This is a genomic window from bacterium (assembly GCA_019695305.1).
In the GTDB taxonomy this organism is placed as follows: Bacteria; UBA10199; UBA10199; order UBA10199; family JAIBAG01; genus JAIBAG01.
In genome coordinates this window covers 1-8,934 of sequence record JAIBAG010000047.1, presented here as the reverse complement: position 1 = coordinate 8,934, position 8,934 = coordinate 1, and the positions used below count along the sequence as shown (strand labels likewise).

Below are 8,934 nucleotides of genomic sequence, written 5' to 3'. Positions count from 1 at the left end.
CGCGATCCCTCCCGCTGTACTTCCGCCTAATGTCCCCCACTGATCGGTGGTTAAATCAAAACCCACTGTTTCTTCCACGCCCTGCACTACTTGCGTTTCTCCCACCCATTCACCAACAGATTCCCCCACCGCATGCGCGGGTATAGCCACAGGCATGGCTAATAAATCAACAGGCGCCGTAGCGGCCCCTGCCACCACCATACCACCGCCTACCGTACCCAACACACCCGCTTGCCATTCTGCAGGCACACCCGCATTATCCATCAGCACATCGGCTATGCCAAATACAGATCCAACAGCACCGCCAACTGCGGAACTTCTACTAGCGGAACTTCTACTAGCGGAACTTCTACTAAATGCCACAGCCCTCAATCTTGCAATCTTCCTTGCCCACTCAAGTTCTAAAACATACTCGCCATTGCCACCTATATAATTGCTTTTTATAGCCTGCCTTCTCACTTCCTCTGTAAAGCTTTTTATTCCTTCTTCAAGACTTGTAACCTCTTTTAACAAACTTTTAATAAACAACCCATCAATTTGAATTTGAACATTATAGGTATCACACTGGGCTATATATCTGGGAAACCCCTCCGCGTCTGGAGATAGATGAAAACCAAGAGCATCAATATAGCGAATCAGCCGGCTAACTAAGTTTGGATATCCAATGTAAAAAAATCTTTCCTTACTTATAGATGCACTATCTGAATATGTTACAAAGTATTTAATAGGTTCACTTGGATAATAACCTCTGCTAGCTTCAATTTTGATGCCTCCTCTATCCTCGGAGAGTCTCCAAATTGTAACAGTTTCCCCCTGATTAACAGCTATACCTTTATAATCACCTACCTCTTCCCCATCATAAAAACCATTTGTAGCACACACCTCTTCCCCATCATAAAAACCATTTGTAGCACACACCATACTCCCCAAAGTTGAATCACAAAACCCATCGTCCTCTTCAAGCGGCAATGGCAAGGGCATGGGATCGGCATAAACAGGGCCGGTATCAAGTGGGGCTGTTCCGGGATTAGTTACATCAGCAGAAGGGGCTGGGCTGGGCTGGGCTGGGCTGGGCTGGGCTGGGCTGGGCTGGGCTGGGCTGGGCTGGGCTGGGCTGCAACTTGGGGGCCAATTTCATAAAAAAGACCTGAACCCTGTAAATGAAATTCATCTTTACGAAATGGATCAATCAGCCAATCGATAGAACCACTGGCAATGGCCGCATCCCACTCATCTTTACTGATTTCAAAATTACCGTCAACATCCACCGTTGTACGCAAAGTAGCCACATTGCTGATTTTTTGATCTCCATAACCCACCACATAATCTTGCGCCAGCATAGACAAATCGGCATAACCTATTGTATTTTTTGTGCTCATAAATAAATTCCTCCCCAACAGTTTTATTATCGGCATATTGGGGATGATCGTTGCTTCCAAAATAGGCCCGAAATGTGGGAACTGCTACCAGGCTGTAATCATTACCATTTCGACTTTTTCGGACCCATATCCGAATAAGCCTTGACTTTTTCGGAGTACTGTTCAGAATGGCCAAATGAACCGCTTGATCACTCCCTCTATTATAAAAGACCTAACACGCAAAATGGTTTTTATTGCGGGGCCTCGCCAAACCGGAAAAACCACGCTGGCTCGTTCTCTGGATAAATCACACGACTATCTCAATTACGATTCAAAAGCCCATCGCCTGCAGATGATAGATGAAGCCTGGGATAAATCGCTTCCTCTCGTGGTCTTTGATGAAATCCATAAAATGAAAAAATGGAAAAACTGGCTTAAAGGCATTGTGGATACCCAGGAGAAAAAACAAAAGATAGTAGTTACCGGCAGCTCCAAGCTGGACACATACCGCAAAGTGGGTGATTCTCTGGCAGGCCGTTATTTTTCGTACCGCCTATACCCCCTCGACATCAAGGAAATTAGCCAGATTTTAAAACCAGAAAATCTGGAAAACGAAATTAACAAACTGCTTTTAGTAAGCGGTTTTCCCGAACCCTACCTGGAAGGTGACATCGTTTATTACAAGCGCTGGAAAAAAACACATCTCGATATCATCCTGCGCCAGGATTTGCTTGATCTTGAAAATATCCGCAGCATTACCCAAATTGAAACCTTAATTGAACTTTTGCGTCATCGGGTGGGATCCCCCGTATCCTACAGCTCGCTTGCAGGTGATTTGCAAGTAAGTGACAAAACCGTCAAACATTGGCTTACTATCTTAGAATCGATGTTTGTTATTTTTAGCATTAAGCCCTATCATAAAAATTTAACCCGAACGCTAAACAAAATGCCCAAATATTATTTTTACGATACAGCTCAAATTGCAGGGGATGACGGAATAAAATTTGAAAATCTGGTCGCGCTGTCTCTGCTCAAAGAAATTCATTATAGGGAAGATGCCCTGGGTGAAAATTACGATTTATGGTATGTGAAAAATAAAGAAGGCCACGAAATTGATTTTTTAATTACACATAACCAAAAAATCCACACTCTTATCGAAGCCAAATGGGCCGACACCACACCGTCACCTTCTTTTAAAAGCTTGGGGCCATTTTTTAAAAATAAAAGCCTCATTCAACTGGTCTATAAAACCACAAAAGCTAAAGACTACCCCAGTGGGCTTAGTATTCAACCGGCCACCTCTTGGCTAGCCAAAATGGAGTTTTAAAAATGGACAAAATCATTATCTACGCCGATGGCGCCAGCTCAGGAAATCCGGGCCCTTCCGGGTGGGGAGCTATTGTAAGCTTACCCACGGGAGACGTCTATGAACTGGGCGGCGGCGATTCTCGTTCCACCAATAATAAAATGGAACTCACCGGTGTGATAGAAGGATTGAACAGTTTAAATAAAAATGATGAGCAAATAATTATTCTAACAGATTCAGCTTACGTCCTTAAAGGAATCACCGCGTGGATTTTTGGATGGAAAAAGCGAGGCTGGAAAACAGCCGAAGGAAAAGAAGTTTTAAATGCTGATCTGTGGGAAGCATTAGACAAAGCCGTGATGCGTGTTGGGTCCAAAAATATTGAATGGAGATACGTACGAGGCCATACCGGAATTAAAGGCAACGAACGCGTGGATGAAATTGCGGTGGCTTTCTCACAAAACAAATCCATCGAACTCTACAAAGGCCCTGCCGCCCGCTATCACTTTGATATCAAAACACTCCCGCCTTTTGCTCCTATTCCCGAAATGACAGGAAAATCATCTAAACCATCTGCTCCCTATGCTTATTTAAGTCTTTTAGGGCAAACCGCCATGCGTCATGCCAACTGGGCCGAATGCGAAGCGCGCGTGAAAGGGGTTTCGGGTGCAAAATTTAAAAAGGTGATGAGTGCCGAAGAAGAAACGAAAGTGCTGGAGGGTTGGGGGGTTGCGCTTAAGTAACAATTTTTAAAATCATTTTCGCAATATTTATCTTAGAAGCGCGTCGTAAATTATACGAAATATTATTTTTCCCAAACACAATCACTTCATTGTTATCGGATTGAAAGCCAATGTCCGAACGCGCCACATTATTCATCACAATATAATCACATTTTTTCTCTTTTAATTTTTTGAGGGCATGTTTTTCGTGATGATTGGTCTCGGCCGCAAAGCCAACCAGAGTCTGGTTTGCACGTCGTTTAGCACCAAGAGCCTTGAGTATATCCGGATTTTTAACCAGTTTTAAAGTGAGCGTCTCTTTCTTCTTTTTAATTTTCGTTTTGGAGGATTTAACAGGACGATAATCGGCCACAGCCGCCACCATCATGAGGATATCTGCCTTTTTATACTGCGTCATCACTGCGTCATACATCTCGCGTGCACTGGTCACATTTATCAGTTTTGCTTTTTTAGGAGCAGATAAAGAAACAGGACCGGAGACAAGAATTACCTCATAACCTAAACCAAGTGCGGCTTCTGCCAAAGCAAAACCCATTTTCCCAGACGAATAATTAGAAATGTAGCGCACAGGATCCAGTTTTTCCTGAGTTGGTCCGGCAGTGATCAGAATTGTTTTATTCGTACGATCGTACATTCGTGCGTTCGTACGTTCGTTTTTTTCATTCGATCGCACGATCGCACGAATCATCGAACGCACTTTAAGTAGAAGCTATTTGATGATGGCCTGAATAGATTTAACAATATCCTTAGGTTCCGCAAGCCTCCCATACCCTTCCCAGCCGCACGCCAAATCGCCCTTAGCAGGTCCTGCAAAGTGAAAACCACGTTTTTTAAGAAGAGTTACATTATCCTTTGTGGCCGCGTTATCCCACATATTCACATTCATAGCAGGAGCCAGCAGAATGGGGGCTTTGGTCACAAGTATGATGGTGGATAAGAGATCATCGGCCAAACCATGCGCTGTTTTCGCTAAAAAGTTAGCTGTGGCCGGAGCAATCACAATTAAATCGGCCGTATCAGCCAGCTCGATATGCCCCATTTCGGATTCTTGCGTTAAATTAAAAATGTCGTCGTGAACTTTATTAAGGGAGAGGGCCTGAAATGTAAGGGGCGTTACAAATTCTTTAGCGGCTTTGGTCATCACTACATGCACATCATGCCCTTCGGTTTTTAAAAGACGTGTTAGTTCACAAGCCTTGTAACAGGCAATACCGCCGGTAACTCCCAGGACAATTTTTTTAGATTTTTTCTTCATCTTATTCTTCCAACATACGCACAAGTACCTGTTTATACTAGTAAATCGCGCTGCGTTACGTCCATCACATAATATTTTTTTTAGTCTTTCATGGGAGGGGCATTATATTCTATAATAATCTCAATAGTTTATGGTTACTAAAAAGAAGGAAACGGCTCTGCGTATTAAGACCTCTCCCCGTTTGGAGTGGGTATTGCCCTATATCCGCAAGGCAAAAGCTAAAATGCCGGGCCTGGTTTTACCCACACAAATCCGATCATTTAAACCCACTAAAAAACGCATCATGCGTGTGTATGCCAACGTCTATTTTGAAACCCGCATTATTGTTTTAGCTACCCATACCCAGCAAACAGTTAAAACCCCGAGGGGAAAAACAAAAATAAAAAAAATATTTCCTATTCCACGCACAGAAATTTTAGATACCTTAGCGCACGAGTTGGCCCATTTAAAATATCCCGATCACAATTACGAACACGAAGAATACACCCGCACTATTTTTAGAACTTTTGGCATGACCCAAAAATGCCCCACCTGCCAGGGAACCGGTAAATTAGCGCTGGAGAGCCGGCCGTAGTACTAATGAAACTCAAAAGCTCCAATATCATTCATTTGGGGCAAACGCCGGTATCCGTCAAAATCGCGCGAAATAAAAAAACCACGTCCCTGATCAATAAGTGGAGATCCGGCCTGTAAATGAAAATCGGTGGAAGAAACAAACAGAGGATCTACAAACAAGGACGGACCCAAAACGTTAATATGACGGCATAAGGAAGTATCCATGGGTGTAGCATCCTGAAAACTCACATTATTGCCAAAATCAACGGTTTCAAGACTGGCACGCGGGGCAATGGGCCATAAAAAGCGAGAACATGAATATCCAACGGGTGACCCCACCGATATATTGTTAACAATTTTTGCACTCGACCAACTATCAACCACCACATAATTGCCAACGGCATTGTTAACTGCCGTATTATAAGCCACCAAAACATTATCGTGCGCTACATCATCTCCTCTTATCTCAAAACCAACACCTAAATTGTTATAAACAAGATTATTAACCACCTTTGTTTTATTAGCGCGCCCAATACCTATACCCATATCAAAATCAAATATTTCATTACCTTCAATGGTAACCTCTCCCAACGAATAAATGTAAGCGCCGTAACGCATTCCTATACCCGCATAGTTTTTTATGATGTTGTTTTTAAACTCAACATCCACATGCTGATCCGATGCAATAATTCTAATACCTTGTGCCTGATCAATATCGTTATTATTCATCACCACACTATGATAAGTATCCACACCAATGGCTCCAATAAGTTCAAATAAGGTTGAAACCGAACCCGTTAAAGGCTGAACCGTGTTGTTGTTAATTTCAAAATGAGTACCATCCAGAGGCTCATAAGCTGTAATCCGGTTTGTATTGATGGCATAAAAATCAGATCCATTGACCGTTAAATTCCCTCCCGAAGTACTATAAATACTGTCTATATTATTATAAAACTTGGAATCTTCTACGGTAAGGGAGGCTATTCCCGTAGTAAAAATACCTTTTACACAATCCGAAAACTCTACCCGTCCAAAGCGAATGGTATAGGCCAAATTAACGCTTGTTGCGCCTGGGGCATATACACAATTATTTTGTCGATGATCTCCTAAAAAAGTTAAATCACTCACGTTAACGTTAAGTTGATTTTGGCGAGTTGGATCATAAATACTAAAAAGATAAGAAACCGTACTTGTTAATATGGTAGAGCCCATGCCCTTGCCTACAAAGTTAAGACTCTTATCTACGTGAATATCCACATTTTGATACAAACCAGCCGCCATTTGAATGGTATCGCCGCTAGCCGCATTAAGTATAGCCTGATCAATTGTTGTGGGATTTAAAGGGGAAATGCCCGGATTAGCTGGCAAACCATGGGGCGCCGCATAAAATGTGGCTGCCTGGGCCGAAACAGAAATAAACAAACCCAATAAAAACAAAATATTTTTCATAAGCTCTCCTGTTGTTAGTTATCGGTCATAACAACACTTTGTTAAACTTTATTTTGGGTTTAAATGAATAAAGTGATAACAAACAGGTAGCATTTTCTACTTAATAGAGGGGCTGTAACATTTCCTTGTCATCCCGCTTATTTTGTGAAAATTAAGGTCTATGCGCCTTAAAAAAGAACAGATTGAAAAAATCAGTCACCTCATTTTACGAAACCTAAAAGATAAAAACCTCATCACCATGCGGGTATCCGAAAAAAAGGTGGAGGAAAAAATTAATGAGGTGATTACCAAAGACATGTTGTTAGAACGTAAAATTGACGACGAAGCGAGAGACACTTTGGATAAATACAGAAGCCAAATTAAAGGCGATGAATTTGATGAACGTAAAATGCTGATGATGATTAAAAAAGAATTGGTAAAAAAGTATAAGTTCGTCATGTAAAAGGGAAACAAGAAAATGAAACTCACCGAAGACCGCATTTCTAATATTTGCCACAAAATCCACGATCGCTTGTATTTGGATGAAGTGGTGGATTACACCGACGAAGACGAAGCGCTGCGCGTGATTAAAAGTACTTTTTTGGGGATGATGCAGTTAGAAGAAAAAATTGACGAAGCTGTACGCGCTAAAATAGCCAGCCTCAAACGCGGCGTGATAGAAGGAACCCCCGAATGGGACGTGCTGCACCGCAAATATGCCGAAGAAGAAATGGCCAAACATAAAATGTAAAAACTATGACGAATTTAAGCCAACTTATTAATACCAATATTGCCGGCTCCGAAGAACTGGCCTCGCCCGATGAAGTTAAAAAACTGCTGCCGGCCAGCGAAACCGTTTTGTCTAATGTATTGGCAGCACGCAAAACACTAGAAGACATTCTGTTAGGCAAAGACAAACGTATTTTTATTGTGACGGGTCCCTGCTCTATTCACGATACCAAAGCCGCCCTTGAGTATGCCGGCCGTCTTAAAAGCTTAAGTGATAAAGTAAAAGATAAAATTTTTATCATCATGCGCGTGTATTTTGAAAAACCACGCACCACGGTGGGCTGGAAGGGTCTTATTAACGACCCTCACATGGACGATTCGTTTCATATTGAAAAAGGAATAAAAATTGCCCGTGAACTTTTGCTTAAAATTGCCGAATTAGGCCTTCCATCGGGAACCGAAGCGCTTGATCCCGTTACCCCTCAATATTTAGCGGAACTCATCACGTGGTCGGCTATTGGTGCCCGTACCACAGAATCACAAACGCATCGCGAAATGGCGAGTGGTTTATCGATGCCTGTTGGCTTTAAAAATGGAACCGATGGCGGCATTACCGTAGCATTAAATGCCATGAAATCGGCTCTCTCGTCCCATCATTTTTTAGGTATTAACTCCGAAGGAAAAATTTCCAAATTTTCCACCAAGGGCAATAAATTGTGTCACATTGTATTGCGTGGCGGTGGTGGTAAACCTAATTATAATGAAGAAAGCATTGCAGCCTGCCTGGCAGGTTTAGCCAAAGAAAAACTTTTGCCCAAAATTGTGGTGGATTGCTCGCACGAAAATTCTAACAAAGACCACAAACTGCAGCCCGATGTTTTAAAAGAAGGAATTAGGCAAATTGCAGCCGGCCAAAAAGCTATTTGTGGTTTTATGATTGAAAGCCATTTAAATGAAGGCAACCAGCCCATCCCCGAAAATTTGAAAGATTTAAAATATGGTGTGTCGGTAACCGATAAATGTGTAAACTGGGAAACCACCGAAACCATGATTTTAGATGCCTATTCCAAATTATAACCTTAATAATTTCAGTTAATTAGATGTAAAATGGGGCCCATGTTACAATCTTTCACTTTTTATTCAAAAAAAGCACCTCTCCCCCTTGACATACAGGGCCAATAGCCTATATTCGCGCAGCTTTTGAAGTATCTTATTAATATATAAATAAATTTTTACGAGGAGCATATATGGCAAAATTAAAAATTCGTCCTCTTCACGATCGTCTTATTGTTAAAAGACTTTCCGAAGAACAAAAAACCAAAGGCGGTATCATTATTCCCGATTCTGCTAAAGAAAAACCGCAAGAAGGTGAAGTATTAGCTGTTGGCAATGGCAAAATTTTAGACGACGGCAAAAAAGTTCCGCTGGATGTAAAGGTAGGAGACAAAGTTCTCTTCTCCAAATATTCCGGCACCGAAATCAAATTAGACGGCGAAGAATATCTCATCATGCGTGAAGACGATATCCAAGCTATCTTGGATTAATTTTTTAATAACAACA

The 8,934-nt window shown here is 41.9% G+C and carries 10 protein-coding genes and 1 pseudogene; 7 read left to right on the top strand and 4 right to left on the bottom strand.

Annotation, left to right across the window (positions count from 1 at the left end):
- Both K1X76_12640 and K1X76_12635 read right to left on the bottom strand, forming a co-directional pair.
- Positions 1-981 (bottom strand): hypothetical protein (locus K1X76_12640; GenBank protein ID MBX7149910.1); only part of this gene is annotated, 981 nt, incomplete at its 3' end.
- 50 nt (positions 982-1,031) lie between these two features.
- A complete protein-coding gene (locus K1X76_12635) occupies positions 1,032-1,379 on the bottom strand; it encodes a hypothetical protein (GenBank protein MBX7149909.1) in 348 nt (115 codons plus the stop codon).
- Positions 1,380-1,554: 175 nt separating this feature from the next.
- Between K1X76_12635 and K1X76_12630 the strand changes: the two genes are divergently transcribed.
- Together K1X76_12630 and K1X76_12625 are read left to right on the top strand one after the other, a co-directional pair.
- Positions 1,555-2,685, top strand: coding sequence for an ATP-binding protein (locus K1X76_12630; GenBank protein ID MBX7149908.1), 1,131 nt, complete (start codon positions 1,555-1,557; stop codon positions 2,683-2,685).
- A gap of 2 nt (positions 2,686-2,687) precedes the next feature.
- Positions 2,688-3,407, top strand: a complete 720-nt coding sequence (locus K1X76_12625; GenBank protein MBX7149907.1) for a viroplasmin family protein — start codon at positions 2,688-2,690, stop codon at positions 3,405-3,407.
- Here K1X76_12625 and coaBC read toward each other — a convergent pair.
- A pseudogene (coaBC, locus tag K1X76_12620) lies at positions 3,400-4,662 on the bottom strand (bifunctional phosphopantothenoylcysteine decarboxylase/phosphopantothenate--cysteine ligase CoaBC). The gene K1X76_12625 and the pseudogene coaBC overlap by 8 nt on opposite strands.
- A 130-nt stretch (positions 4,663-4,792) precedes the next feature.
- Here coaBC and K1X76_12615 point away from each other — a divergent pair.
- Positions 4,793-5,236, top strand: a complete 444-nt coding sequence (locus K1X76_12615) for a hypothetical protein (protein MBX7149906.1) — start codon at positions 4,793-4,795, stop codon at positions 5,234-5,236.
- A 2-nt stretch (positions 5,237-5,238) separates the two neighbouring features.
- Here the strand turns inward: K1X76_12615 and K1X76_12610 are convergent, their stop codons facing one another.
- Positions 5,239-6,666: a right-handed parallel beta-helix repeat-containing protein gene (locus tag K1X76_12610; GenBank protein MBX7149905.1), complete on the bottom strand. Its 1,428-nt coding sequence runs from the start codon at positions 6,664-6,666 to the stop codon at positions 5,239-5,241.
- Positions 6,667-6,826: 160 nt separating this feature from the next.
- Between K1X76_12610 and K1X76_12605 the strand changes: the two genes are divergently transcribed.
- The 4 genes from K1X76_12605 (at position 6,827) to groES (ending at position 8,918) form a co-directional block, all read left to right on the top strand.
- Positions 6,827-7,108 (top strand): DUF507 family protein, encoded by a 282-nt coding sequence (locus K1X76_12605; protein ID MBX7149904.1) that lies wholly within the window; start codon positions 6,827-6,829, stop codon positions 7,106-7,108.
- A 15-nt stretch (positions 7,109-7,123) separates the two neighbouring features.
- Positions 7,124-7,396 (top strand): DUF507 family protein, encoded by a 273-nt coding sequence (locus tag K1X76_12600; GenBank protein ID MBX7149903.1) that lies wholly within the window; start codon positions 7,124-7,126, stop codon positions 7,394-7,396.
- A gap of 5 nt (positions 7,397-7,401) precedes the next feature.
- Entirely contained in the window at positions 7,402-8,451 is a 1,050-nt protein-coding gene (locus K1X76_12595; GenBank protein MBX7149902.1) for a 3-deoxy-7-phosphoheptulonate synthase, read from the top strand.
- Between the two features lie 170 nt (positions 8,452-8,621).
- A complete protein-coding gene (gene groES, locus K1X76_12590; GenBank protein ID MBX7149901.1) occupies positions 8,622-8,918 on the top strand; it encodes a co-chaperone GroES in 297 nt (98 codons plus the stop codon).
- Positions 8,919-8,934 lie beyond the last annotated feature (16 nt).